This window comes from Roseibium aggregatum, from assembly GCF_017309185.1.
GTDB lineage: Bacteria > Pseudomonadota > Alphaproteobacteria > Rhizobiales > Stappiaceae > Roseibium > Roseibium aggregatum_B.
On the sequence record NZ_JAEKJZ010000006.1, the window covers coordinates 35,307 to 61,550 of the forward strand.

General features: G+C 62.1%; 27 protein-coding genes. 13 read left to right on the plus strand and 14 right to left on the minus strand.

Translation table 11 applies throughout. From position 1 onward, the window contains the following. Positions 1–132: 132 nt before the first annotated feature. A complete protein-coding gene (locus JF539_RS22045; RefSeq protein ID WP_207142913.1) occupies positions 133–1,746 on the minus strand; it encodes a GMC family oxidoreductase in 1,614 nt (537 codons plus the stop codon). Positions 1,747–2,082: 336 nt separating this feature from the next. Between JF539_RS22045 and JF539_RS22050 the strand changes: the two genes are divergently transcribed. The 5 genes from JF539_RS22050 to JF539_RS22070 all read left to right on the plus strand — a co-directional run bounded on the left by JF539_RS22050 (position 2,083) and on the right by JF539_RS22070 (position 6,007). After that, positions 2,083–2,499, plus strand: coding sequence for a GNAT family N-acetyltransferase (locus JF539_RS22050; protein WP_207142914.1), 417 nt, complete (start codon positions 2,083–2,085; stop codon positions 2,497–2,499). A gap of 69 nt (positions 2,500–2,568) precedes the next feature. Further along, positions 2,569–3,762, plus strand: a complete 1,194-nt coding sequence (locus JF539_RS22055; RefSeq protein WP_207142915.1) for a hypothetical protein — start codon at positions 2,569–2,571, stop codon at positions 3,760–3,762. A gap of 75 nt (positions 3,763–3,837) precedes the next feature. Continuing rightward, positions 3,838–4,299, plus strand: a complete 462-nt coding sequence (locus JF539_RS22060) for a DUF1203 domain-containing protein (RefSeq protein ID WP_207142916.1) — start codon at positions 3,838–3,840, stop codon at positions 4,297–4,299. Positions 4,300–4,694: 395 nt separating this feature from the next. Beyond that, positions 4,695–5,537 (plus strand): isocitrate lyase/PEP mutase family protein, encoded by an 843-nt coding sequence (locus JF539_RS22065; RefSeq protein ID WP_207142917.1) that lies wholly within the window; start codon positions 4,695–4,697, stop codon positions 5,535–5,537. Positions 5,538–5,542: 5 nt separating this feature from the next. Beyond that, a complete protein-coding gene (locus JF539_RS22070) occupies positions 5,543–6,007 on the plus strand; it encodes a GNAT family N-acetyltransferase (protein WP_207142918.1) in 465 nt (154 codons plus the stop codon). 264 nt (positions 6,008–6,271) lie between these two features. On the opposite strand, the gene JF539_RS22075 is transcribed toward JF539_RS22070, so the two are convergent. The 3 genes from JF539_RS22075 to JF539_RS22085 form a co-directional block, all read right to left on the minus strand. Then, entirely contained in the window at positions 6,272–7,165 is an 894-nt protein-coding gene (locus JF539_RS22075) for an AEC family transporter (protein WP_209017505.1), read from the minus strand. Positions 7,166–7,301: 136 nt separating this feature from the next. Continuing rightward, entirely contained in the window at positions 7,302–8,396 is a 1,095-nt protein-coding gene (rsgA, locus tag JF539_RS22080) for a ribosome small subunit-dependent GTPase A (protein WP_207142919.1), read from the minus strand. A gap of 210 nt (positions 8,397–8,606) precedes the next feature. After that, entirely contained in the window at positions 8,607–9,776 is a 1,170-nt protein-coding gene (locus JF539_RS22085; RefSeq protein ID WP_207142920.1) for a citrate/2-methylcitrate synthase, read from the minus strand. 78 nt (positions 9,777–9,854) lie between these two features. Between JF539_RS22085 and JF539_RS22090 the strand changes: the two genes are divergently transcribed. Further along, on the plus strand, positions 9,855–10,964 hold the full coding sequence (locus JF539_RS22090; RefSeq protein WP_236042616.1) for a citrate synthase/methylcitrate synthase: 1,110 nt from the start codon (positions 9,855–9,857) through the stop codon (positions 10,962–10,964). Positions 10,965–11,413: 449 nt separating this feature from the next. On the opposite strand, the gene JF539_RS22095 is transcribed toward JF539_RS22090, so the two are convergent. Beyond that, the gene (locus JF539_RS22095) at positions 11,414–12,133 is read right to left on the minus strand and encodes a tellurite resistance TerB family protein (protein WP_207142922.1); all 720 of its coding nucleotides are present in this window, start codon (positions 12,131–12,133) and stop codon (positions 11,414–11,416) included. A 146-nt stretch (positions 12,134–12,279) separates the two neighbouring features. On the opposite strand from JF539_RS22095, the gene JF539_RS22100 reads away from it, so the two are divergent. After that, the gene (locus tag JF539_RS22100) at positions 12,280–12,840 is read left to right on the plus strand and encodes a hypothetical protein (protein ID WP_207142923.1); all 561 of its coding nucleotides are present in this window, start codon (positions 12,280–12,282) and stop codon (positions 12,838–12,840) included. A 30-nt stretch (positions 12,841–12,870) separates the two neighbouring features. Here JF539_RS22100 and JF539_RS22105 read toward each other — a convergent pair whose 3' ends face one another. Further along, positions 12,871–13,341, minus strand: coding sequence for an Lrp/AsnC family transcriptional regulator (locus tag JF539_RS22105; protein WP_207142924.1), 471 nt, complete (start codon positions 13,339–13,341; stop codon positions 12,871–12,873). Positions 13,342–13,465: 124 nt separating this feature from the next. Between JF539_RS22105 and hppD the strand changes: the two genes are divergently transcribed. Both hppD and JF539_RS22115 read left to right on the plus strand, forming a co-directional pair. Beyond that, positions 13,466–14,578 (plus strand): 4-hydroxyphenylpyruvate dioxygenase, encoded by a 1,113-nt coding sequence (gene hppD, locus JF539_RS22110; protein ID WP_207142925.1) that lies wholly within the window; start codon positions 13,466–13,468, stop codon positions 14,576–14,578. Between the two features lie 468 nt (positions 14,579–15,046). Continuing rightward, a complete protein-coding gene (locus tag JF539_RS22115) occupies positions 15,047–15,466 on the plus strand; it encodes a hypothetical protein (RefSeq protein ID WP_207142926.1) in 420 nt (139 codons plus the stop codon). Between the two features lie 25 nt (positions 15,467–15,491). Here JF539_RS22115 and gshB read toward each other — a convergent pair whose 3' ends face one another. The 3 genes from gshB to rsmI form a co-directional block, all read right to left on the minus strand. Continuing rightward, entirely contained in the window at positions 15,492–16,442 is a 951-nt protein-coding gene (gene gshB / locus JF539_RS22120; protein WP_207142927.1) for a glutathione synthase, read from the minus strand. Between the two features lie 453 nt (positions 16,443–16,895). Continuing rightward, complete coding sequence (locus JF539_RS22125; RefSeq protein ID WP_207142928.1) at positions 16,896–17,288, minus strand: YraN family protein; 393 nt, start codon at positions 17,286–17,288, stop codon at positions 16,896–16,898. Beyond that, positions 17,288–18,202: a 16S rRNA (cytidine(1402)-2'-O)-methyltransferase gene (rsmI, locus tag JF539_RS22130; protein ID WP_209017506.1), complete on the minus strand. Its 915-nt coding sequence runs from the start codon at positions 18,200–18,202 to the stop codon at positions 17,288–17,290. The genes JF539_RS22125 and rsmI overlap by 1 nt, the downstream gene beginning before the upstream one ends. Positions 18,203–18,407: 205 nt before the next feature. Between rsmI and JF539_RS22135 the strand changes: the two genes are divergently transcribed. After that, the gene (locus JF539_RS22135) at positions 18,408–19,616 is read left to right on the plus strand and encodes a penicillin-binding protein activator (protein WP_207142930.1); all 1,209 of its coding nucleotides are present in this window, start codon (positions 18,408–18,410) and stop codon (positions 19,614–19,616) included. 33 nt (positions 19,617–19,649) lie between these two features. Further along, positions 19,650–20,879 (plus strand): bifunctional phosphopantothenoylcysteine decarboxylase/phosphopantothenate--cysteine ligase CoaBC, encoded by a 1,230-nt coding sequence (coaBC, locus tag JF539_RS22140; protein ID WP_207142931.1) that lies wholly within the window; start codon positions 19,650–19,652, stop codon positions 20,877–20,879. Positions 20,880–20,895: 16 nt separating this feature from the next. On the opposite strand, the gene JF539_RS22145 is transcribed toward coaBC, so the two are convergent. The 3 genes from JF539_RS22145 to JF539_RS22155 all read right to left on the minus strand — a co-directional run bounded on the left by JF539_RS22145 (position 20,896) and on the right by JF539_RS22155 (position 22,890). After that, positions 20,896–21,684, minus strand: coding sequence for a DODA-type extradiol aromatic ring-opening family dioxygenase (locus JF539_RS22145; protein WP_207142932.1), 789 nt, complete (start codon positions 21,682–21,684; stop codon positions 20,896–20,898). A gap of 169 nt (positions 21,685–21,853) precedes the next feature. Then, positions 21,854–22,435: an OmpA family protein gene (locus tag JF539_RS22150; protein WP_207142933.1), complete on the minus strand. Its 582-nt coding sequence runs from the start codon at positions 22,433–22,435 to the stop codon at positions 21,854–21,856. 20 nt (positions 22,436–22,455) lie between these two features. Next, positions 22,456–22,890, minus strand: coding sequence for a hypothetical protein (locus tag JF539_RS22155; protein WP_236042617.1), 435 nt, complete (start codon positions 22,888–22,890; stop codon positions 22,456–22,458). A 173-nt stretch (positions 22,891–23,063) separates the two neighbouring features. Here JF539_RS22155 and dut point away from each other — a divergent pair, with 173 nt between their 5' ends. Further along, positions 23,064–23,513, plus strand: coding sequence for a dUTP diphosphatase (gene dut / locus JF539_RS22160; protein WP_207142934.1), 450 nt, complete (start codon positions 23,064–23,066; stop codon positions 23,511–23,513). A 170-nt stretch (positions 23,514–23,683) separates the two neighbouring features. Further along, positions 23,684–24,643, plus strand: coding sequence for a cysteine synthase A (gene cysK / locus JF539_RS22165; protein WP_207142935.1), 960 nt, complete (start codon positions 23,684–23,686; stop codon positions 24,641–24,643). Positions 24,644–24,809: 166 nt separating this feature from the next. On the opposite strand, the gene speB is transcribed toward cysK, so the two are convergent. Both speB and JF539_RS22175 read right to left on the minus strand, forming a co-directional pair. Next, the gene (gene speB / locus JF539_RS22170; protein WP_207142936.1) at positions 24,810–25,763 is read right to left on the minus strand and encodes an agmatinase; all 954 of its coding nucleotides are present in this window, start codon (positions 25,761–25,763) and stop codon (positions 24,810–24,812) included. A gap of 94 nt (positions 25,764–25,857) precedes the next feature. Then, on the minus strand, positions 25,858–26,175 hold the full coding sequence (locus JF539_RS22175) for a heavy metal-binding domain-containing protein (protein ID WP_207142937.1): 318 nt from the start codon (positions 26,173–26,175) through the stop codon (positions 25,858–25,860). Positions 26,176–26,244: the final 69 nt, after the last annotated feature.

Here is a 26,244-nt window from a genome sequence, read left to right on the forward strand (position 1 = left end):
GGAGTACTGGGTCCCGGTCTTGACGCTTCGCGCCAAACCGGGATGACAAGTCTAAGCGGATCGACTCATGTTCGAACTTTGAGAATAAAGGATTTTTACCAACATCTCAGAACCTCAAGACTTCCCCGCTTGCTACGCCAGCGCCTTCCTGTCCTCCTTGATCATGTCCGCTCCTTTTTCGGCGATCATGACAGTCGGCGCGTTGGTGTTACCGGAGGAAATCGTCGGCATCACCGAGGCGTCCACGACCCGGATATTGTCGAAGCCGCGCAGACGCAGGCGGCCGTCGACCACGGAGGCCTCGTCGACGCCCATGCGGCAGGTGCTGACCGGATGGAAGATGGTGGTGCCGATATTGCCCGCCGCCGTCACCAGCTCTTCCTCGCTGGTATAGTCCGGCCCCGGCAGGAACTCCTCCGGCTGATAGGGCTTCATGGCGGGGGCCGCCATGATCCGGCGTGTCAGGCGGATGGCGTCCGCCGCCACGCGCTTATCGGCCTCGGCGGAAAGATATTTCGGCAGGATTTCCGGCTGATCGCTCTTGTTCGGACTGGTGATGTGGACATGGCCCCGGCTTTCGGGGCGCAGGTTGCAGACGCTTGCCGTCATGGCCGGGAAGGGATGCAGCGGCTCGCCGAACTTCGGCAGGGACAGCGGCTGAACGTGATACTGAACGTTGGCGGTCTCGAACGACGGGTCCGTCTTGGCGAAGACCCCGAGCTGGCTCGGCGCCATGGCCATCGGACCGGAGCGTTTCAAAAGATACTCCAGACCGATTTTCGCCTTGCCGGTCCAGGTGCTCGCCATCATGTTCATCGTTGCCGCGTTCTTGACCTTGAAGACCGGGCGCAACTGCAGGTGATCCTGAAGGTTCTCGCCGACATTGCGCATTTCGCGGAAGGGTTCGATGCCCGCCTTCTTCAGGATTTCCGGGTTGCCGATGCCGGAAAGCTCCAGGAGCTGCGGCGACCCGATCGCACCGGAGGACAGAAGCAGTTCGCCATCGATCGTCACCTTCGAAGCCTCGCCGGCGACATCGAGTTCAAGGCTTCCCGCCCGGCCGTCCTCGAATACGATCCGGCTGACATGGGCCTCCGTCAGGACCTGCAGGTTGGGCCTGCCCTGGGCCGGCTTCAGGAACGCCTTGACGCCGTTCCAGCGAAAGCCGGATTTCTGGGTGACCTGGAAATAGGCGGAGCCGAGGTTGTCGCCGCCGTTGAAATCCTCGGTTTTCGGGATGCCGAGCTGCTCGCACGCGTCCCGGAAAGCGTTGAGAAGCTCCCAGTTGATGCGCTGCTTTTCAACCCGCAAATTGCCGCCTTGCGCGTGCAGCTCATTGTCCCAGGCGTAGTGATCCTCGGACTTTTTGAAGTAGGGCAGCACATCGTCCCAGCCCCAGCCGGTCAGGCCTAGTTGGCGCCAGTGGTTATAGTCACGCGCCTGGCCGCGCATGTAGATCATGCCGTTGATGGAGGAACAGCCGCCCAGAACCTTGCCGCGCGGGTACACCAGCGACCGTCCGTTCAGTCCGTCATCCGGGGCGGTCTTGAAGCCCCAGTCGACCCTGGGGTTGCCGATGCAATAGAGATAGCCCACCGGAATGTGGACCCAGAGATAATTGTCTCTCTTGCCCGCCTCCAGGAGCAGCACCCGGACATCCGGGTCTTCCGACAGGCGGTTTGCCAGAACGCAGCCGGCCGTTCCCGCACCGACAATGACATAATCCCATGCACCCAGATCGCGCATGCTACCTCCCGAAACTGATTTTTCCGGATGGACGCACGGGAAACGTCCCGGGTCAAGTCAGCCGGGAGGGGTAGGTGTTCTGTCCGCTATTGGCGAGGCTCGATTATCCTGAAAGCGGTTTCTGCAGATACCTCTAACCCTTCTCCACTGTCCTGCAGCAGGGCGATCGCATTTGGCGCGGCCAAGTTCCCTCTCCAAACGGGAGAGGTAAACTGGAGCTCGTGGCCACCGTTTCGGCAGGACGCTATTGCCTTGCCCTCGAGGAATGGTACGAGGTGGAGGTATCGGCTACTTCACACACGGCGGAAACGCCCACCGACTTGATCAGGACCCTCCATGGCCATCGAACTGATTTCCCAAGTTCCGGATACCGACACCTATCTGCATCTGCGTGTCGCAAGCGGTCTTAGCGGGTACGAGCGGGAGGCCGCCGAGATCGGACTGAAGAACAGCCTTTACTCGGTCCTGCTGACGGACAACGGCAGCGTTATCGGAATGGGGCGGCTGATCGGCGACGGCGGACTGTTCGTCCAGGTGACGGATATCGCCGTTCTCCCCGATTATCAGGGCCAGGGCCTCGGCAAACGCATCATGGCGGCGCTGACCGAATTCATCGAGGAGAACCTACCGGCCTCGACCTATGTCAGCCTGATCGCCGACATTCCGGCCAACCGGCTCTACGAGCAATACGGCTTTCGCGAGACCGCGCCGGCTTCGCTCGGCATGTCTCGGCGCGCGGCTAAAGACGCCTGACGCCTGAGCCGTTTACGTAATTCTTACGGGTACATGCGACACAGGGAGACCAATTCGGGGGTCCATCAGGTGTCCAATCTCGCTCAGCGCAGTCTCGAAGGCACGTTCCTTGTCCTGTACCGGACCGCATGCCGGGCCTATCGGCCGTTGCGCGGCTGGATCGGCGCCGCGGTCCTGTGTGTTTTCATTGCCATGACGGCGGCCGTGGTCCACTTCTTTCCGCAGTCGAACTGGGACATGTTCGCCTATACGGCGGCAATCCTTGAACCGGAAGCAGAAAGCGCGAAAGACCTGCACCAGCAGGCCTATTCGATCGTGAAGGACAATGTCTCCGACGGCGAGTATCTGACGCTCACCCGGGACCGCCCTTACCGTATCCGCCAGGCGGACGACCCGGACGCCTTCATGACCATGCTGGGCTTCTACCGGCTCAAGCTGCTTTACTTCGAAACCGCCCGGGTGCTGACCGCCTTCATGGACCCGGTCAAGGCCCTGCGGCTGATCTCGCTTGCCTCCGCGGTCGCCGTCGGCGGCGTTCTGCTTGTCTGGCTCGGACGGACAGGCACGCTGATGTACGGACCCGTGGTTGTCGCGCTGCTGACCGTGTCGGCCTTCGGCGACGCGGCGCAGCTCCTGTCGCCGGATCTTTACGCGACGGTCTTCCTGGTTCTGACGGCCTGGTTCTATCTGGAGCGATGGGACATCCCCGCGGCCCTCAGCCTGATCGCAGCCTTTCTCGTGCGTCCCGACCATCTCGCGTTCATCGGTGTCTTCTTCGTCTTCGCTGCCATCTACGGACCTGGACGCTGGACGCTAAGCGCCTGTTTCGCCGCCTGTCTGGCGCTCTATGTCTGGCTGACTCGCGGCGCTCATCATCCCGGCTGGTGGATCCATCTGTGGTTCACGCATGTGGAATACGTACCGACCCTGGAAGGTTTCGATCCGCCGTTCTCGGTCGCCAGCTATCTCAAGATCCTGATGCGCTCGACCGTCCGCTCCCTGATGAGCCAGACATGGCTTGCCGTCCTGTTCGCCGAAGTTCTGTTCTTCGCCAGATGCATCCGGCCGGCGGGGATGAACGCGCGCGCGAAAGTTCTGCTTTACGCCGTCTTTGCCTCCATCTGCGCGAAATACGTCGTGTTCCCGCATTACGAAACGCGGTTCTACCTGCCATATCTCGTCATCATGGGCATGATCCTGCTGGTGAGCTGGCACCGGCAGCAGGTGAGCGGTCCGGACAGCCGGAAGGTCTCTGCCGGCTAACCGGCTCGCAAATCGGGTCGTCTCCACGCTTGCGTGCTCCTAAGGTCTTCCCCGAACCATCGAGGAGACCGAAGCATGTTTCAGATCCATCCGCTGCCGGCCGGCGAATTTTCCTACTTGAACGGCCTTTCGGACACAGAGCTCGCGGCGCGCAATATTCAGGTGCATGTTTCCGACGGCAAATATCCCTGCCGGGTCTCGCTCGCCGATGCGCCCGAAGGCGAACGTGTCTTTCTTCTGAATTTCGAACATCTGCCGTGCGAAACACCCTATCGCTCCCGCCATGCGATCTTTGTCCGGGAGCGGGCGCAGGAAAGTCATCCGGAGCCGGGCGAAGTCCCGGCGGCGCTTTCCTCCCGCCTGCTGTCGGTCCGCGCCTTCAATGCGCGCCATGAGATGGTCGACGCGGATGTCGTCGACGGAATGCAGGTCGCCGGCCTTGTCTCACGGTTTTTCGGAAATCCGGACGTCGATTATATTCACCTCCATTACGCCCGCCGAGGCTGCTATGCGGCGCGGGTGACAAGGCCGGCCTGACCCGACTCATGCCTCCGGGCGTGCCATAAAGCCGCAGGCGCGCATGCCTCCGGCAGGGCGGCCGCCCAGCCTGTTCGGCCCCGAAAGCGGCATTGGCCTTTCCCTCCCGCTGGATTTTTTTAGATTTTCCTAAAAACATCAACGCATTAACATACCACGCGACGAGACCGGGCCATCGGCCCGCTTCGGCCGTTTACCCCGAAGCCGCAGCCTCGGTCGGGGTCTTCCATCGCATCGGCCAACGTCCGGACTTTTCCCGATGCCGGTCGCGGTTTTTTCGCTAAACTGAAACCTGATCCGGCTTCTCCGGGCCTAGTCCCGGACAGGAGACTGGCCTCGTTCGATCACCGCAAGGATGCAACACGCGCCTTGTCCGCCCATGGGAGGGACTGCTCATGCCCACCGCCGCAAGCCGCCGCGCCGCCTTCAAGGCACTTCACGAGAAGGGCAAGGCCTTTCTCATGCCCAATCCCTTCGACATCGGCACCGCACGCATTCTGGACGGGCTCCGCTTCGATGCGATTGCCACCTCCAGCGCCGGTTATGCCTGGACGCAAGGCGTGAAGGACGCGGAAGGGCTGATCAGCCGGGATGCAGCCCTGGCTCACGCCGCGGATATCATCTCTGTCACCAGCGTTCCGGTGAACGGCGACCTTGAAAACGGTTTCGGCGACAGCCCGGAAGAGGTCGCCGAGACCGTCAAGGGCGCAATCGAAACCGGTCTGGCCGGATGTTCCATCGAAGACTACACGACGAACCCGGCGCGCCCCTACTATGAACTCGACCTCGCCGTTGAGCGTATCAAGGCAGCGGTCGACGTCAAAAACAGGCTGGCGCCCGATTTCATCCTGACGGCGCGCAGCGAAGGCCCGACCCAGTCGAAGGCGGAACTGGAGGAAACAATCAAACGCCTCAACGCCTTCGCCAAGGCCGGCGCCGACTGCGTTTATGCGCCGGACCTCAAGACCAGGGAAGAGATTGCGGCTGTCCTTGCCGCCGTCGATGCGCCCTTGAACATCCTTGCGGGACGCAAGAACTTTCACATTACCCGCAAGGAGCTCAGCGAGATGGGGGTAACGCGGCTGTCGATCGGGTCCGGTCTGGCCCGACAGGCCTATTATGCTTTCACGGCGGCCGCCGAACATATCAAGGACAGCGGCACATTCGGTTGTTTCGATGTGATCGACAGCCCGGAGCCGGTGGTGGATTTCGACACTTTCATGAAGTCGAAGTTCTAGAAGACGTGGACAGCGCGTCTGATGCCGAGAAACTCGAGCCGGCCGGTCCGGACGACGCGGGGAAGCTGACGGATCTCGCGCGCCGGGCCTATGCGCATTACATTCCGGTCCTGAATGCCGTTCCGCTTCCCATGACCGCCGATTACGGTGCCCTGATCCGGGACCACGACGTCTGGGTGATACGGACGGAGGGCCGGATCGCAGCAAGTCTTGTTCTTGTCCACCTCGACGACCATCTGCTGATCGAAAGCATCGCGGTCGATCCTCAAAGCCAGGGCAGGGGTTTCGGCCGAAAGCTGCTCGGCTGGTCAATCCGGCGAACCAGGGACGCCGGGCTGCCGGAGATCCGCCTTTACACCAACATCCTGATGACCTCGAACCGGGACTGGTACGGACGCCAGGGCTTCGAGGAGACCCACCGGGAACAGCGCGGCGACAAACGCATCGTGCACATGCGGAAGACGCTTTAGAGCCTTTCACGGTTAGATTGAAGCATTCTGCCGGAGCAGATTTGGTTCAAGGCCAAGGGCTTTGACGAAGGCCGTGCTGGCTGCACGGTCGAGGCAAAGCCCGACGGCATTGGGCCAAATCGGCCCGGCCCTTCGGGTTCGCGTCCGGCGGCCGCCTGCTTTGTCGCGCCGCTTGCCCATAGCCCGCTATGGGCTTCACGTCCCTCCGCGCAGCTCGACTCGCCGGACGACAAACAGAATGCTTCAATCTAGCCGTGAAAGGCTCTAGGGTACTGCCCAGTAGGTCAATACGAGTGGCAGCGTGACCAACGTCAGGAGCGTGGAGACGAAGATGAAACCGGCAACGCCCGGCGCTTCCTCCGGCTGGTGCTGTGAAACCGCCAGATAGGTGGCAACCGATGGCGGCATGAAGCAGAGCAGCACGATGACCGCCTCGATCTTCGTGTCGAGTGCAAGCACGCGGGTCAGGAAAATGGCAGCGATGGCGGACAGACCGACATGGACGATGGACAGGGCCACCGCCCGAGTCAGGCCGGTGAATTTGAGCGTCGCGAGGCTGTGCCCGAGCGTGAGAAGCATGACCGGAATCGCCAGCCCTGCCAGGATCTCAAGACTCTGTTCCAGAGGACCGGGAAGTTTCACACCGCCGGCCATGAGCCCCAGGGCAACGATTACCGCGTAAATCACGGGTTGGCGCGCCAGGGCCCTGAAGTTCGGCTTGCCCATCGGCAGGGCGATCCCGATCGTGAAAATCGCCACCAGAACGACCACGACAAAGCCGATGGCGACTGCCGCTCCCTCCGGCCCGAAGGCGAGAGTGGCAACCGGCAGGCCGATATTGCCGACGTTGGAGAGCATCATCGGTGACAGGTAGGCCTTGACCGGAATGCGCAGGAGTTTCAGGACGGCAAAACCCAGACCTCCAAAGACCGCGATCATGGCGGCCGCGGCAAGCAAAACGGTCAAAAATGTCTCGAGCTGCACATGTTGCTTCGCAAGGTGAGACAGGACCAGGGTTGGATAACCCACATTGGAGACCAGGGAGCCGAATAGCTTGCGGTCAAAAGGAGCATTGACCGTTGCCAAGCCGTAGCCGACGAGGACGCACAGCAAAACCGGCAGCATGACGTTGACGACATGCCCAAAGATTTCCGTCACCCGGCACCCCTCCGTTTTCCACGGCTGCAAACCTGCAACCCTCGGAAATACTACTTAAACGTCACCGTTCCGCGACATGCAAGTCGCGGAACGGTGACCCAGCGCGCCAAAGCATCCTGCGCCAGGTGGAGGCCTTTTAGTCCGCTCCCCACTTCGTCCGGTTCTTGTGCTTCACGATGCTCCGGACCATCTTGCCGAACGCCTTGTCCTTCGATCTGCGCTCCGCAAGGCTGGCGCTGTTGAAAGCCTCCTCGGCCAACAGTTTCCGCCACCTTTGCAGTCGCGCTTCGTCGAGGTCTCCGGACCGGACCGCTTCCTGGACGGCGCAGCCCGGTTCGTCGCGATGCCGGCAGTCGCTGAAACGGCATCGGTCCGCAAGTGCGTTCAGATCCGCGAAGAGATCCGCAAGCCCGGCGGCCGCATCGGTCAGTTGCAGCTCGCGCATGCCCGGGGTGTCCAGAACGAGGCAGCCGCCGGGAACCCCATGCAATTGCCGCCGTGTGGTCGTGTGGCGGCCTTTGGCATCGTCTTCCCGGATTGCCTGGGTCGCAATGGATTGCGAACCGGCCAGGGCGTTGGTCAAGGTCGACTTGCCGACCCCGGACGAACCGAGGAACGCAACGGTTTGTCCCGGCCGGCACCAGTCGGCGAGCCTTGTCCGGGGTTCGTCGCCGCGCGCATCAAGGGTCACGACGGGAACGGAGGCCGAAATCGCGGCGGCCCTGTCGACATAGTCTCGCGGATCCGACACCAGGTCCGATTTGGTCAGCAGGATGACCGGAGCGATTTCGGCCTCGAAGGCAACGGCGATATAGCGTTCGAGGCGGGCGACCTTGAAGTCCTGATTGCAGGAGGAAACGATAAAGACCGTTTCGATGTTCGCGGCGATCAGCTGGACCTGCCGGCCCGTGCCGGGCGCGCGCCGTTTCAGGAGACTTTTACGCTCCAGGATGCGGCTCAAAGCCAGGTGGCCGCGGTCAAGCAGCAGCCAGTCCCCCACCGTGGCATCCGCGCGCGGCGGGATCGTTTCGTCCAGGCCGTCGCCGATTACGTGCAGCGCATTGCGGTGCACCTCGACGATCCGGACAGGAGGGGTTGCGGTCAGTTCGTCCGAAGCGATCTGTTGCGCGAAAAACGGCTGCCAGCCGAGCGATTGAAGAGTTGACGCCTGCGAGACAGGATTGTCCGCCTTCGGCGTTGGAGGAAAAAATCGGGAGTAGTCACGTGTCATTGGATTGCCCGTGAAATAAACACACGTCATCGGGCGCCCGCGCGGGGCACCGGTTCATGCATTTACGGCTCTCCGGTCTTCAGAGAGCCGGATCACACAAGCTCTGACATCCAATCTCCATAATTGCGCCACTACCGGCGCAAGCTTCAGGTAATCCCTTCCTGCCGGCGTTTCAAGGCTGCTTTCAGGCTGTCGGGTCCCGAACAGGACCTATTCCGGGCGTTCGCCGACATAGGCTGCGCGCGGACGGATCTGCTCCGGCGCCGCGTATTGTTCCAGCGCATGGGCAATCCAGCCGGCGATCCGCCCGGCGCAGAAGAGGATCTTTCCGGCGTCCTTCGGCAGTCCGTAGGCTCTTTGCAGCGCGGCCAGGGCAAAGTCGATGTTGGGCGAAACGCCGTAGAGATCCCGCGCGACCTCGACGATCCGGGGGAGCGCCCGAACCAGGGGATCGTTCGGTTCGCTTTTCACGAGCATGGCAAGCAGATGGTCGGCGCGCGGGTCTCTTTCCCGGTAGATCGTGTGACCGAAACCGGGCAGGGTCTCGCCCCGACTGAGCCGCTCCGACAGGACTATCTCGATATCGGCGTCAGGTCCGATCCCGTTGAGCCAGGCGGTGGCCCGGTCCGACGCCGCGCCATGGCGCGGGCCGGTAAAGGCGCCGAGGCCGGAGAGAAGAGCTGCGTGGATCGGGGCGCGCGTCGAGGCGGCACAGCGCACCGCGAAGGCGCTGGTGTTGAGTTCGTGATCGGCGCACAGCACAAGCGCTGCCCGTATCAGGGTCTTGGCGTTTGCGGGAGCGCCGAAGGCGGCCGCGACCTGGCTATGAACCGGCGTCGTGACGGGCTTCGTGTCGAGAAGTGCCGCCACCCCGTAACGCAGAAGCGCCGCGCCCTTGACGTTGAGCAGCTTCGGCGCCTGGGTATAGGCGGCCTTGTCCTGCAGCGGCCAAGCGGCGAGCGCCATCATCAGCCGGTCCAGCGCCCCCAGCCCTTCCGGCAAGGCGGGCGGGGCTTCGGGCGCCTCCGCCTCGAAGGGATCCTCCGCCGATTGCCACAGAAGGGTCGCCACGGTTTCAAGGGTCGAGGTTTCGGCAAGGACCTGCGCGCTTCGTCCCCGGTAGAAAGGTCCGTCCTCCGAAATCAGGGTCAGTTCGGTTTCCAGGACCGGGTCGCCGGTCAGGGGCCGGGCGCCACCGGGCTCCTCGGCGTCGCGGCGGCCTTTCAGACGCCGGACATCGGCGGCATCGTAGCGGCGTTTTTTTCCAGGACCGGCGACGGAGGAAATCAGCCCCCGGCTCACATAAGCGTAAAGCGTGGCCGGCTGGACGCCTAGCTCGGCGGCCGCTTCCCGGGCGGAGAGAAAAATCGGCTTCGACATGACTTGATTTTATTTATCAACATTGATCAATGCAAATTTTTCTTTCTCCTAGGCGCAAACATGAAAAAGGAGATCGAAATGACCGAAGCGCCGAACATGACCCGGATGACCCCGGACCCGACCGCGGGGCTGGAAGGTGTCGTCGCCGCCACAACACGCCTCAGCAATGTCGACGGCCAGAACGGTGTCCTGATCCTGAACGGCAAGCGGATTGAGGACCTGGCCGGGAAGATGTCCTTTGAGTCGGCGATCGGTCACCTATGGCAGGACGTCGTCGGCACCATGCCCGGCCCCGTTTTGCGGCAGGCCCTCGGCGAGGCGCGCCTTGCGGCATTCTCGATCGTTCCGCTTCTGGAAAGCGCGCCCGAAACGCTGTCGGTCTACGAGCGCATGCAACTCGGCCTTGCCGCCTTGCCCATCATGGGCACCCGATCGGAGGCCATTGCCATCTGCGGCGCCCTGCCGGTGTTTCTGGCCGCGTCCCGCCGGATCGCGCTCAAGCTTGGCCCGATTGCCCCGGACAGCACCCTCGGAACCGCTTCGGACCTGCTGCGGATGCTGCGCGGAGAGAGACCGCCGAAAGACCATTCGGACGCGCTCGACCGGTATCTGGTGACCATTCTGGACCATGGCCTGAACGCGTCGACCTTCACCGCCCGCGTGATCGGATCGACTCAGGCCGGGTTGAAACAGGCGGTTCTGGGCGCGATGGGCGCGTTGAGCGGACCACTGCATGGCGGCGCGCCCGGTCCGGTGCTCGACATGATCGATGCCATCGGTTCCCCGGAAAACACGGAGGACTGGATTTCCGGCGCTCTTGCGCGCAAGGAACGCCTGATGGGCTTCGGACATCGCATCTATCGGACGCGGGATCCACGCGCCGACGTGCTGAAAGCCGGCCTGAGGCACCTCGGCGACAGCAGTCCGAAAGTCCGGCTGGCGGAAAATATCGAACAGGCGGCGCTGGCCGCATTGAAAAAAGCCAAACCGGACCGGCCGCTCGACACGAATGTGGAGTTTTTCACGGCCGTACTGCTCGACGCGATCGGCATCGACCGCAGCCTGTTCACGCCTCTCTTTGCGGTCGGCCGAACGCCGGGCTGGTGCGCTCACGTTCTGGAACAGCAGCAGACCGGCAAACTGATCCGGCCGGCGTCGCGGTATGTGGGACCGGGGGCGGGGTTTTAGTGCCGCTGATTTTTGATTGATCAGAGGTCCTGCCCTTGAGCCTATAAACGCTTACTTATGCCCATGACGCACGAGGCTGCAGGCACCTCATTCCCCTCCAAGGTCACCCCGGCCAAGCGAAGCGCAGAGCCGGGGCCCACTCATTTGCAGAGCGCATCAGGTCAACAAAAAGCCTCGCCCAAAAAGGATAGGCGAGTGGGTCCCGGCTCTCGCTTCGCTCGGCCGGGATGACACCGAAGAAAATTGCAAACCCTCAAATTTGGACCACAAACCATCTTGAATTCACGCCTGACATAGGTCCGAAATCTAGATGGTTTACCTATTGGCCTTGAACCGGGACCAACTCTCCACGTGAAAGAAAAGACCCCGGATCTGCGCTTCACTTCGTCCAGAGAGGGAGTGGACTCGCCTAACTGAACCAGTTCCACCGCTTACGGCAGTCCGTTGGCCTACTCCGCCAGCTGGGCCTCGCGCACGGCGAGTTCGATTTCCTCGACCAGGCCCTCTTCCAGTTCCAGGCGCGCCGCGAGCATTTGCAGGTAGGCTCTTTCCGCGGGGCGGTCCGGTTCGATGGCAAGCCGGGAGGCGGCATAGATCTCAGCAGCACTCTCCGGGCAGGTGGCGCTGGAGACCACCTTGTCCAGATCGAGCGGCGCGCGCAGTTCGTCCATCAGGAAGGCCTTGGCCTCACTGTCGAGACCGGCTTCGTCGATCTTGGCAAAGATCCGATCCTGCTCCTGCGCGTCGATATGGCCGTCGGCCTTGGCCGCCTGGATCATCGCTGTCAAAAGGATCGTCGCCGCTCCGTTTTCACCGCCCGGCTGCTCGGCCGGGTCGAAAGCGGTGCCGCGCGGCCCTTCGAGCGGGATCGGATCGTCCTGCGGGTAGTGCGGGCGCGGCGCGTTCTGCTGGTTGGCCTTGTGGCCCTGATAGGCCTTGTAGGCCAGCCCGGCGACCAGGGCGAGTCCGCCGTAGGTTACGGCCTTCTTGCCGATTTTCCGTCCGGACTTCGTCCCGAGCATCAGGCCCGCGAGGCTGCCGAGCGCCAGGCCGCCGCCTTGCGAGGACAGGAAATCCTTGCCCTGGGACAAGAGATCGCCCGATCCGGATTGCCGGCCGCCCGGCTGGCTTCCGACAAACTGATCCAGCAAGGATTTCGCGTCAAACATGGTCTGCTCCCTAAAATGGCCCGGATCGGGCGGTATCGGTCGGTCTATCAGATGGTATGTTTCGAAAAGCCGCGCAAGTTTCCGTTACACTCGGTGACATTACCGGGATGCGGTTTTTTGATAAAATCAACCAAAACGAGGCAGTTTTGACGCGCAGGACTAAATTTCAGCGCCGTGTCCGGACGGGACTTGCGTCGCTCTGGATGGTTTTCTGCACGCCGGGGCACGCCCTCTCCCTGAACGATTCTTCCGACACCTACGCCTATCTGAGCGACGAGGATCTCCGCAAAGCCTACGCCGACGCGCTCGCTTCGTCCGGAGAGACCACCACCGCGAAGTTCTACGCCTTCAACGTGAAGGGCTGCTCGCCGGCAGCAACACCAGATCCGAAGAGCGGCGATCCACGGACATCCGTCTATATTCATGCCGTCCAGGATCGCGGCCAGCCCAGGGGCCTCGAATATCCGACCTATGTCTTCACGACCGGCCCCAATGCGCGGCATCCGAAACTGGTTCTCAAGATCCATGCCGGTAAACGGCTTTACTTGTCGGACACGATCGTCTGCGAGCCGGAAAACTGCCTTCTTTCCGCGCAACAGGGCTTCTCCGATGCCTGTCTGACCGACCCCTTCGGCACTCCGGCGCCCGGACTTCCGGGCCTGCGCAAGGACTTCTGGTCCGAACTGGCCCACTGGCTGGGGCTTTGAGAAGGCGGCGCCTGAAGCGTCCTTTGCGTCCTAACGGGCCAGCGGCAGCAGATTGTCGTCCTTCAGCGTATCCATCGCAATCGACGAACGCACGTGATGGACGGCCTCCTGGGGCAGCAGGTCGTCATTGATGACCCGGCTCAGGGTTTTCAGGTCCGGCACGACGATCTTCAGCATGTAGTCGAGATCCCCGGTCAGCGTGTGCGCTTCCTGCACTTCCGGCATGGCCGTGACCATGTCACGGAACCGGCGGGCGTTTTCCTTGCTGTGCGCGCCGAGCGTCACGCCGACGAAAGCCGTCACCGCAAGGCCCAGCGCTTCCGGATCGAGCGCCGCCCGATAACGGCGGATCACTCCGGCCTCCTCCAGTTTCTGCCGCCGGCGGGAGACCTGGCTGGCGGACAGTCCGATCTTCCCGCCGAGCTCCGCATTGGTCAGGGCGGCGTTTTCCTGCAAGATCGCAAGCAGCTTCACGTCAAAGCCGTCCAGCGCAACAGACATGTGTCAATTTCCTTTCTGATGCGTTTTTCATGCACGATCTTACGCAATAACCCGTGCTTTGCACACACCCTGCGCGCGTTTCCCGGCATTTTGAACAGACCCATTTTCCAAAGGAGGACCAGCCATGGGACCATTCCCGCATGACGCCCCGCCCGCGCGGATTACCGAAGACAACCCGGCAGGCACGGACGGTTTCGAGTTCGTCGAGTTCGCGCATCCGGAGCCGGAAAAGCTGGACGCCTTGTTCCGCAAGATGGGCTACGCACCGGTCGCCCGCCACAAGACCAAGGCCATCACGCTCTACCGCCAGGGCGACATCACTTACGTTCTGAATGCTGAACCCGGCAGCCACGGCATGCGCTTCGTCGAAGAACACGGCCCTTGCGCTCCCGCAATGGCGTGGCGGGTGGTCGACGCGCAGGAGGCGTTCAATCACGCGGTCGCCAAAGGTGCGCAACCTTACGAGGGGGGCGGAAAAGTCCTGGACGTTCCGGCCATTGTCGGCATCGGTGGGTCTCTGCTTTATTTCATCGACACTTACGGCGAAAAAGGCTCCGCCTATTCAGCGGACTTCGACTGGCTCGACGCGCCGGACCCGAAGCCAGAAGGCGTCGGCTTCTATTATCTCGATCACCTCACCCACAATGTCTATCGCGGCAACATGGACAAGTGGTGGGATTTCTACCGCGATCTGTTCAACTTCCGGCAGATCCATTTCTTCGATATCGACGGCCGCATCACCGGCCTGGTCAGCCGGGCGATCACCAGCCCCTGCGGCAAGATTCGCATCCCCTTGAACGAATCCAAGGACGATACAAGCCAGATCGAGGAATATCTGAAAAAATACCGGGGTGAAGGCATTCAGCACATCGCGGTCGGCACAGACAATATCTACGACAGCACCGACAAGCTGGCCGCGAACGAGCTGAAGTTCATGCCCGGCCCGCCGGACACCTATTACGAGATGTCCCACGAGCGCGTCAAAGGCCACGACGAGCCGCTGGAGCGGATGAAGCGCCACGGCATCTTGATCGACGGAGAAGGCGTCATCGACGGCGGCATGACAAAGATTCTTCTGCAGATCTTCTCCAAGACCGTCATAGGCCCGATCTTCTTCGAGTTCATTCAGCGAAAAGGCGACGAGGGGTTCGGCGAAGGCAATTTCCGCGCGCTGTTCGAGTCGATCGAGGAAGACCAGATCCGGCGCGGCGCGCTCAAAACGGAAGCCGCCGAATAACCCCGGCGGCAATGCACCAGGTTCCGCCGGTGAAACAGTCCGGCGGAACCGCCTCAAGGAGAATACCGTCACGCGAAGGCAGGATTCCTGCCAGTGTCACTTCTACGGAGGTGCTATTTTTGGCGAGAGGAAAGCAGTGGTTTCATGCCGATCCGTTTCGGGCGAAAAAAGTTTACGGTAAAATTTTTTAATTAACTCGTTGATTTTTATCATTAATTTATTTCACAAGGAAACTTTATCGAAAATAATCGAGCAGTTTTTCGATTCTTTCTGGAAGAAGCCTGACCCAGAGGGGTTTTGTCAGTAGAGGCTGCCGAGTAGGCCCTCTGTTGCATTGTCTAAGCACAAACTTGTTTCCTCCGCGTCTGACGCGGAGGTTTTTTTTGGCCAAATGCTGGACAGGCCTCGATACGCCCCCCTATACATATGGTTGTATTTTGCTGATCTGCTGCTCAGGGAGTATTGCCCTTGACCATAACGCTCAAAATGCCCGGGGGCGGCAAAGAGAAGATTAAACCGGCCAGCGTCCTGGTGGTTCGCGAGCCGCTCGATTTCGAACGGGACGAATCCCCCGAGGTTCAGGCCATGGTGCTCGGATCCGGCTATCGTCTTTATCCGGCAGTTTCCGTCAACGATCTCATAAACCTGATCGGCGGAGAAACCACATTGGTCCGCCTGACCGCCCCGACAGGGACACCCCTCTTCGTTAACGCCGAAAGGGTGACGGACCGGGACGCCCGGTCCGCGATCGTGGATCACGAGGAGACGAATTCGGTCCTTCTTTTCGGGCCCGGTCCCAATTCTAACCGCATTCGGGTAAGAGAGACCAAGGAAGACCTCGTTCTCCTCTGGCAAAAACACGGTCTGGACGTCTCTGTTCTCGACTAGGGAGAGCCCGGGGGCTGATTGGCGATCAGCCTCGCGAACAGGCCTTCGCTTCCAGCACATCCCAGACCTTCGCCGCGACATCCGGGCCGCCGAGCTTCCGGATCGCGCGGATACCGGTCGGCGCGGTAACGTTGATTTCCGTGAGCCAGCCGTCGATGACGTCGATCCCCACCAGGATCAGTCCCTTTTCCTTCAGGGACGGCCCGAGACGGGCGCAGATCTCGCGTTCCTTGTCCGTCAGGTCGCTTTCGGTCGGCGCCCCGCCGCGCACCATGTTGGAGCGCAGGTCGCCGGCCGCCGGCACGCGGTTGACCGCGCCCGCGAACTCGCCGTCCACCAGCAGAATGCGCTTGTCGCCGTGTTTCACGTTGGGCAGGAACTGCTGGATTACCCAGGGCTCGCGGAAGGTCACGTTGAAGAAGTCGTAGAGCGAGCCGTAGTTCAGGTCGTCGCGGGTTATGCGGAACACCGCCGCGCCGCCGTGGCCGAAGAGCGGCTTCATGACGATATCGCCGTATTCCTCGCGGAAAAGATCGATTTCCGCCCGGTCCTTGGTCACCAGCGTCGGCGGCATCAGATCCGCGAACTCCGTGACGAAGAGTTTTTCCGGCGCGTTGCGGACCTCCACCGGATCGTTCACCACCAGCGTCTCAGGGTGGATCTTCTGCAGGATGTGGGTCGCGGCGATATAGGAGAGGTCGAAGGGCGGGTCCTGGCGCATCAGCACCACGTCGAAGTCGCGCATGTCGAAGCGCTTCTTCTCGCCGAAACTGAAGTGATTGCCCTGTTCGTCGTGCACCTCCACCGGCTCCAGCGCGCAGTAGACATCATCGCCGCGCATGGCAAGACGCTCGGGCGTGTAGTGATAGAGTTCATGCCCCCTGGCCTGCGCCTCCAGCATGAGCGCGAAAGCACTGTCGCCGGCGATGTTGATGGTGGAGATATGGTCCATCTGGACCGCGACTTTCAGGGCCATGAGGCAACTCCCGGCGGGACGCGATACGCGTTTTGGGATTTCAGATCGGTTGGTCCAGATATGCGGTTTGGGTACCGCTTTGTCCAGAGGCAGCTCACCAAGCCCCGACTTTGGTCTCGGTCGGGTGAAGCCCATTCAGTGCTCCTCGGCGTAACTCACCGGGAACAGGGTCGGTGGTGTCGGACACAAAGAGGACTTGCTGTTTGCGCCGTCTCCCCCCTTGCGGGGGAGATGTCCGTGAAACGGACAGAGGGGGGTACAGCGGTGCTGCAACACGAGACGCTGAATGAATTCGAGAGCCTCGTCCCCCCTCTGTCAGCTAAAGCTAACATCTCCCCCGCAAGGGGGGAGACGGGTGCAAGCTGCAACGCTCAAGGAACCAAGAGATATCCGAACCGGACATGCAGAAGGACGTTCCAACGACACTCAGATCGGTCGTAACGCACCCAAAGCCTACTCCCACGCCTCAAACGCATTGACGATCCGCTCAGGCAGTGCCCAGGGGCGGATGACGACGACGTCGAAACGCAAGGTGTAGAAACCGGCCTTCGGGTGTTCGGCGACGAAGATCCGGGCGGCGCGCGAAATGCGTTTGCGGCTTGCCGGCGTCACCGCCTCCAGCGCGGCTGCCCGCGTCCTGCGGGCCTTGACCTCGACAAAGGCCACCGTCTTGCGCCGCTTCGCGATCAGGTCGATCTCGCCCGCCTTTGTCTTGTACCGATGCTTTAGAATGCGCCAGCCTGTCAGCCTCAGATACCAGGCCGCCCAGGTTTCGGCGGAGAGACCAAGCGCATGCGCCCGGCGGCGTTCCCTCGTCGTGACCGGGCCGCGGCGGGAGCGCCCCATCAGTCTGCCGCGCCCTTCAGTTCGAGCGCGCGCCTGTAGACCTCGTTGCGGTCAAGTCCGGTGGCTTTGGAGACTTTTTTGGCCGCAGCGCTCACGGGCATGTCGGCCAGCGCTTCCTCAAGAAGCCTGTCGAGATCGGCGGCCTCCGCTTCCGGAGCGTCTTCGGGAGGCCCCACCAGAATGACGATTTCGCCCTTCACGGCCCGGTCCTCGAACGCGTCCGCCAGAGTTTCGAGAGACCCGCGCTCGAAGGTCTCGAACCGCTTGGTCAGTTCCCGCGCGACCACCGCCTCCCGGTCCGCGCCCAGCGCACCAGCCATCAGCCGCAGCGTCGCGCCGGTGCGGTGGGGCGACTCGAAGAAGATCAGCGTCGCCGGAACCTTCGCCAGCTCCTCCAGGCGCCGGGTTTTGGGTCCCGCCTTTTGCGGCAGAAAGCCGGCGAATAGAATGGTGTCGCTCGGCAGGCCGGAGGCGACCAGTCCGGCGAGCGGCGCGGAGGCGCCGGGGATCGGGATGACCTTGAAGCCTTCGGCCACGACATCGCGGACAAGCCGGTAGCCGGGATCTGAAACCAGCGGCGTGCCCGCGTCGGAGACGAGCGCCACGGCACGGCCCTCGGCCAGTTCCGCCAGGATCTTCGGTCTCTGCTTGTCCGCGTTGTGCTCGTGATAGGCCATCAGCGGCGCCTTGAGCCCGAATTTCTGGGTCAGCGTCGCGGTGACCCTGGTGTCCTCGCAAGCGATGACGGCGCACGCCGCCAGGGTTTCGAGCGCACGGACCGTGATGTCGCCGAGATTGCCGATCGGCGTCGAGACGATGTAAAGGGCAGGCTCCAGATTGGGGGCGGAAAAGGCATGTTCGGAAATGCTGAAACGGTTTTTGTCCGCCTGTTCAGGCGGTGAGTCGGTGCTCATGGACATCCCTTCCAAACCGGTCCAAAACCCGGCGAATCCGCTTGCCTGGCAATACACTTTGCCCTGCGCTACCCGCAGATCACGCCCCTTGCAAGGCAAATCCACTATTGATCGGACCAGAGCGCCTTTGAAAGGCCGCTTGAACTTTACATGTCCCCGGCGAATACGTAAGTCTTTCTCAAAGACTCTAGATAGAAATACGGCAATGGAACAGCAGGGCAAATTCGTTCAAAAGCGCAGACGGAGTTTATTGAGATCGGTGCTTGCCGGCGCCGGCACGCTGTTTCTTGCCGGTTGCATGGGCTCGACGCTCGGCTCGCTTCCCGGAGATCAGGTCCAGCCTGAAGCCCTGCCGCAGGTCAGCGGCGAGGTTATCGGCACCGGTGGCGTGCGTGTCGGTCTCCTGCTGCCGCTCACCGGCAACAGCGGCATCGGCACGGTCTTCAAGAATTCGGCCGCGCTCGCCCTGCAGAATTTTCCGAACGCGGATGTTCAGCTTCTGGTGAAGGACACGGGCGGCACGGCGGAAGGCGGCCGCGCGGCGGCACAGGCCGCGATTTCCGAAGGCGCGGAACTGATCCTCGGTCCGGTCTTCGCACCGGCGGTCAAGGGCGCGGCAACGGCGGCACGGGCCACGGGCGTTCCCGTCATCGCCTTTTCGACCGATACCTCGGTCGCCACCCGTGGCGTCTATCTCTTGAGCTTCCTCCCGGAAACCAACGTCAAGCGTGTCATCGGCTATGCCAACAGCCAGCAGAAGAGCTCCTACGCCGCCCTGATCCCCGAAGGCCCCTACGGTTCCGTCGTGGAAACGGCGTTCCGCCAGGAAGTCGGCCGCGGCTCGGGCCGGATCGCGTCGATCCAGCGCTACAAGGCAAACGGCTCAGATACGTCCGACCTGGTCGCCAAAACGGCCGCGCTCAAATCGGTTCTGACGAGTGTCGACGCGCTGTTCGTTCCCGAAGGCGGCAACGTTCCGGCGGTCGTGGTGCAAACGCTGGTCAGCCAGAGCGCCAATCTCGGCAATGTCAAACTGCTCGGCTCCGGCCAATGGGACTCGCCCCAGGTCAAGAACAACCAGGTTCTTGCCGGATCGTGGTTCCCGGGACCGGAAGACAAGGGCTTTCAGGCCTTCGCACAGCGCTACCGGACCACCTACGGCTCCACGCCTCCGCGCAACGCCAGTCTCGTCTATGACGGCGTAACGCTTGCCGCCGGCCTGATCCGGTCCGCCGGGCCGGAGCGCTTCAAACAGTCCGTCCTGACCAACCGGGACGGCTTCATCGGCATTGACGGCCTGTTCCGTTTCCAATCCAATGGCCTCAACCAGCGGGGCATCGCGGTCTATCAGGTGACCGGCAAGGGCGCCCAGGTGATCTCACCTGCCCCCCGGGATTTCCGAACCGGGTTCTAGGACAGCCTGCCTGCTTTTGGAGTTTTGCGTGACATGTTGAGCGGCAAAGAGATCGTGCTGATCGTCTCCGGCGGGATCGCCGCCTACAAGTCGCTCGATCTGATCCGGCGGCTGAAGGAACGCGGCGCCCGGGTCATTCCGGTGATGACCGCCGGTGCGCGGGAATTCGTCACGCCGCTTGCCGTCGGCGCGCTGTCGGCGGAGAAGGTCTTCACCGATCTCTTCGACCGGGAGGCGGAACACGATGTCGGCCACATCCGTCTGGCCCGGGACCACGACCTGATCCTGATTGCGCCCGCCACCGCGAACCTGATGGCGAAAATGTCCCATGGCATCGCCGACGATCTGGCCACCGCCGTTCTGCTGGCGACCGACAAGCCGGTTCTGGCCGCCCCCGCCATGAACCCGAAGATGTGGCTGAACCCGGCCACGCAGCGCAATCTCGAGGTGCTGAAGGACCGCGGCGTGCATTTTTGCGGGCCCGCGTCCGGCGAGATGGCCGAAAGAGGCGAGGCGGGCATCGGCCGGATGAGCGAGACCCTGGACATCGTCGCGGCCGCGGAATCGGTCCTGCGCGACGAGGCCATCAAGGCCAGCGTATTGCCGCTTGCCGGCAGACATGTACTCATCACCGCGGGCCCGACCCACGAGCCCATCGATCCGGTCCGCTACATCGCCAACCGCTCCTCCGGCAAGCAGGGCTATGCCCTGGCGCGCGCCGCCTACGAGGCCGGGGCCCGGGTGACCCTGGTGTCCGGGCCGGTGGAATTGCCGGACCCTGCCAATATCGATGTGGTCCGCGTGGACTCCGCCGCCGATATGCTGATAGCCGTCGAGGCCAACCTTCCGGCGGATATCGCCATCATGGCCGCCGCCGTCGCCGACTGGCGCGTGGCCGCGCAGGGCGCTCAGAAAATCAAGAAGGACGGCAGCGGCAAACCACCGGCGCTGGAGCTGGCCGAGAACCCGGATATTCTGGCCACCGTCGGCCATCACGACAGCCTGCGTCCCGGCCTGCTGATCGGCTTCGCCGCCGAGACGCAGAACCTCATAGACAACGCCCGATCCAAGCTGGAGCGAAAAAACGCCGATTGGATCGTCGCCAACGATGTCAGCCCGGAGACCGGTATCATGGGCGGCGACGCCAACACCGTCCGGCTGGTGACCCGGGACGGCGTCGAGGACTGGCCTGAAATGGGCAAGACGGATGTGGCGCGCAGGATCATCGCGCGGGCGGCGGAAGCGTTGGCCAGGTCCTCATAGACAGGCCAAGCCGTCCTCACGCCGCGAAGCGGAAATAGCTCATGCTGAGAGAGCCGTATTCATAGCTGCGGTGGAGAAGCTCGGGGTGCGCGTCCGGACCGCCGGCACCGAAGGCGAAGAACAGCGGCAGAAGGTGTTCCTCCGTCGGATGGTTGAGCCGGAAATCCGGAGCGTCGTTCAGATCCCTGAAGTAGTCGGACGTACCGGTCTGCAGGCCCCGGTCGACCCAATTGTCGAACCGGACAGCCCAGTCTTCCGGTGCCGTCCCCTGTGGCCTGATCGCGCGCAGATTGTGCGTCGTGCTGCCGGAGCCAACGATGAGCACGCCTTTTTCCTTGAGCGGTGACAAGGCTTTTCCGAGCGCATACAGGGACGACGGCGTGCTGCCGTTCGGCAGGGACAGCGCGGTGACCGGAATGTCGGCACTCGGGAAGGCCAGGGACAAGGGCACCCAGGCGCCGTGATCGAGGCCCCATTCGCTGTCCAGCTCGACATCGTAGCCGTTTTCCTCAAGAAGCCGCGCGGTCTCGTCGACCCTTTTTTCTTCCGCCCTGGCCGGATAGGAGATCTCATAGAGCGGTTTCGGAAAACCGTAAAAATCATGATAGGTGCGCAGCGGACCGGGTGCGGAGAGCTTGAGCCCGTCCGTTTCCCAGTGCGCGGACAGGACCAGGATGGCCTCCGGCTTTGGCTGACCGGCGGCGAAGCTTTTCAGGAAGCGGCTGGCGGCGGTATCCTCGAGCGCAAGGGTCGGTGCGCCATGGGCCAAAAAGACAGGGGAAATGCTGGACCGAACTTCCGGCATGGGGGTCACTCCATTGATCTTGAATGTGTGACCTTGAAGATAATCGCACGGCGCCGGATCATTAGCCCAATTCTTTAAGAAGGGCTGTTCGGTCTCGTCAAACAATCACCAAGTCGTGTTCCGCCCCCGGAGCCTGACAACTGTCCGGGGGCGGCAGACGTCACCGATTTTACTTGTAACCCAGATTGATCAGCTGAACCCGGCGGTTCACGGCCGCATCCGGATTGGCGGGATCGCGCAACTGCTCCTCGCCGAGACCGACCGCGAAGAGGTACTCGCCCGGCACCCGGAATGTGGTCACCAGCGCCTCGCGAACCGCCTGCGCCCGCTTGCGGGACAGCTCCAGATTATAGTCGCGGGCACCTTTCGCGTCCGTGTGGCCGACGATGAAGAACGTCTGTCCCTGCAGATAGGGTGTGTGCAGCGCGTCCGCGATCAGTCCGACTGTCTCGTAGGATTCCGGCCGGATACGCGCGGAATCGAAATCGAAGGTGATTTCGACGTTGAACTGCCGGAGCGACGCCAGCTTGTCGGCAAGGGGCAGGCTTTGCGGCGCGTTGGCGCCGGGGTATTTCTCGATGTTTTCAATCGCCGCTTTCTGCAGTTCGTCGGCGGTCAGATCCACCTTCTGCTGCGCACCCTGCAGGGAATTGATGATCTCGTTACGGCTCAGTTTTGTCTGCGCGATACCGCCCGACACGGACAGGCCAAGAAAGACTGCCGCAACGCCGGCAAGAGCAAAATTTTTCATGGGGTCTCTCCCGAAAGGCATTAGCGGTAACCAGCCAGATCGATGGCCGTGTTGCATTTCTTGCTGACCGACGGCGCGGCCTTCAGCAGACAGCGCAAAATATGACCCGCGCCCGGCTGCACGCCCTTGCAATACTGCTGTGCGTCGCGATTGCACAATTTCGGCGCTTCGGCCTGCGCCGCAAGGCGCTCCTGGATCAGCGAAATGACGACCACCCGGTCGGCATTGCATTTTTGCGAGACTTTTGCCTCGTTCTGCGCAAGACACTGGGTAATGCCGTTGTTGGCCAGCGTTGCGGATTTACAGTAACTTTCGATGTCCTTGCCGCAGCTAGCCGCCAGGATCTTGATGGCGTCGGCAAAACCGACCGTCTGCGCGCCGGCGGCCGGCGCCGCGGCAAGCAGCACGCCTGTCGTGAATGCAAAAATCAAATGTCTCATGTCGCGATCTCCCAATTATGTATCAGCGCGAAGGACGGAAGTCTTTCAGGAGAACGTAACGGCTTCAAGTCGCTCTTTCGATTTTATGAGTATTCCACGTTGCATCCATGGCAAGGCTTGGCCTTGACACCATCCGGCGAATATCGTCCTTCAGCGAAGTTTCCGACCCCAACCGCCGGTAGCCCATCATGCAAGTCACCCTTGAATTCAAACGCCTCGACCATGGCAGCGATCTGCCCCTGCCGGCCTACCAGTCCGAGCAGGCGGCGGGTCTCGATCTGCTGGCGGCGGTCGACGCCCCGGTCACCCTCAAACCGGGAGACCGCGCGCTGGTGCCGACCGGACTGGCCATGGCCCTGCCGTCCGGGTTCGAGGCACAGGTGCGTCCGCGTTCCGGACTTGCGGCGAAACACGGCGTCACGGTCCTGAATACACCCGGCACGATCGACGCGGACTACCGGGGCGAGGTAAAGGTCATCCTGATCAATCTGGGGGACGCCGATTTCACCGTGAACCGGGGAGAGCGGATCGCGCAAATGGTGATCGCTCCCGTTGTTCAGGCGGATATCCAGGAAGTCGAAGCCCTTTCGGACACCACGCGCGGCGCAGGCGGTTTCGGCTCGACCGGCCGGAGCTGACCCGGAGCGGCAGTTTCGAACCACCGGGACCGTTTTTGGGAGAACCGTTTTTCCCGGTACTGCCGGATAGGCATATAGAAGACCTTACCACGGCGAGAGACCCGTATTATTCTGCAATCCGAAAAATTTACAGGCCGGCGGCGGAAATGCCGGTTCCTTGGGAGAGAGTCATGACCATGAGAACGAGCGGACGCGGGAAGATCTACAATTCCGTTACCGAAACCATCGGCGATACGCCGATCGTACGGCTGGATCGCCTTGCCAAGGCCCACGATGCAAAGGCGAACCTGCTTGCCAAGCTCGAGTTTTTCAATCCGCTGTCCAGCGTCAAGGACCGGATCGGCGTCGCCATGATCGAGACGATGGAAGCGGAAGAGAAGATCGCGCCCGGCAAGACGACACTCGTGGAACCGACCTCGGGAAACACCGGTATCGCGCTCGCCTTCGTGGCGGCGGCGAAGGGCTACCGGCTCATCCTGGTGATGCCGGAAACCATGTCCGTCGAACGCCGCAAGATGTTCAAGATCCTGGGTGCGGAACTCGAGCTGACCGAGGGCCCGAAAGGCATGAAGGGCGCCATTGCCCGCGCCGAGGAACTTGTCGCCGAGATCGACGGCGCGGTCATGCCGCAGCAGTTTGAAAATCCGGCCAATCCGGAGATCCACCGCAACACGACCGCAGAGGAGATCTGGAACGATACGGACGGCAAGGTGGATGTGTTCGTTTCCGGTATCGGCACCGGTGGCACCATCACCGGGGTGTCTCAAGTGCTGAAGGCCCGCAAACCCGGTTTGCATGTGGTGGCTGTCGAGCCGGAGGACAGCCCCATCCTGTCCGGCGGCAATCCTGGTCCGCACAAGATCCAGGGTATCGGCGCGGGGTTCGTGCCCGCCGTCCTGGATACGTCGGTCTATGACGAGGTCCTGGCCATTGCAAACGAAGAGGCCTTTGCCATGGCCCGGGAGGTCGCAAGACTGGAAGGCATTCCCGTCGGCATCTCTTCGGGCGCCGCACTCACCGCCGCCATCCGCGTCGCCCGGCGCGACGAGATGGCCGGCAAGAACATCGTCATCATCATTCCGTCCTTCGCCGAACGCTATCTGACGACGGGTCTTTTCGACGGGTTGTGATCAACCTGCCTCACCCAGGACAGGGCGGGCTGGTCGATGTCGTTTGAACGATAACTGAACTTCAGTTGTCGTCCCTGCGAAGGCAGGGATCCAGTAAACGCAAACGCTGGAAGCTTCAAAAAAGAACGACCGGGACGACAAAACAGGGTACGGGCGTTCTAGAAGCCTACCGGTAATGCAGCACCCGGCCAATCGTGTTCATCAGGATCTGGGCCGCGAGGGTGGAGGTCGAGCCCGTCGGATCGTAGTCGGGCGCGACCTCGACAAGGTCGATTCCAACGATGTGACCGCGTTGCGCGAGCCCGTCGATCAGTTCCAGAACCTCATAATAGAGAAAACCGCCGTGGCTCGGGGTTCCCGTGCCCGGCGCGATGGAAGGGTCGAAGGCGTCGATATCGATGGTGAGGTAATACCGCTTGCCCTCGGGGATCCGTGCCAGCATGCCATCGATGCCGAGCTTGCGGACGTGCCGCACGGACTGGATGTCGGAGCCCATGCGCCTTGCATCCTCGTAACCGTCCCGCGCGGTTGAAGACACATTGCGGATGCCGATCTGCGTGAGGCCCGTGACATAGGATTTCTCCGCCGCCCGGCGCATGGGGTTGCCATGGCCGTAGCGTACGCCGTGACGTTCGTCGACGAAGTCCAGATGCGCGTCGATCTGCACCACGTGGATCGGCTCCTCGCCGTCGAAGGCGTTGATGCAGGGAATGTTGATGGAGTGATCGCCGCCGAGCACGACGGGAATGGCGCCGGCCGCCAGAATTTTGCGCACGCCGTGCTCGATGCGCCTGTGGCTTTCGAGCGTATCGGTATGCACGATATCCGCATCCCCGATATCGACGATACGCGTGGTCCCCGCCGGCAGATAGGTGATGTCGTCCTCGAAATCGTAGGCGCCGGCATGGCCGAAGGAAAACAGGGTCGAGGCGTCCCGGATGGCGCGGGGGCCCATGCGGGCGCCCGAGCGCCACTGGGTTCCGAAATCGAAGGGTGCGCCCATGACCGCGACATCCGCGTCAATCGCGTCCCAGTCCGGCTGATAGGGATATTTCCCGAAAGTGCAGATCCCGACAAAGGGCAGGTTCAGCCGCCCGCCCTCATACCCGTGCGATGCCATCCAGTGCCTCCTGATTCAAGCTGGCGGCACTAGATCACCGATTGGGTCGAAACAAAAGAAGGTCTTGTTTTAAATTTGAGAATCCGGGCCCTGTCTAGCGGATGATCACCGCCGTTCCCGTGGCGCTGACCATCAGCATGGAGCCGTTCTGGCCGACGGTTTCATAGTCGAGATCGACGCCGATCACCGCGTTGGCCCCCATCGCCTGCGCACGCTGGCACATTTCGTCGACCGCGATCGTGCGCGCCTTTTCCAATTCCTCCTCGTAGGCCCCGGAGCGGCCGCCGACGATATCGCGAATGCCGGCGAAAATGTCCTTGAACAGGTTCGCGCCCAGGATCGCCTCTCCGGTGACGAGCCCCTTGTAGTCCAGATCCTTGCCTTGAATTGTATTCGTGGTGGTCACCAGCATATGTCGTCTCCATCGTTTTATCGCGTTGCGGAAGGGAACACGGGAAGCTGAAGAAAGCCTTGCCGGTCC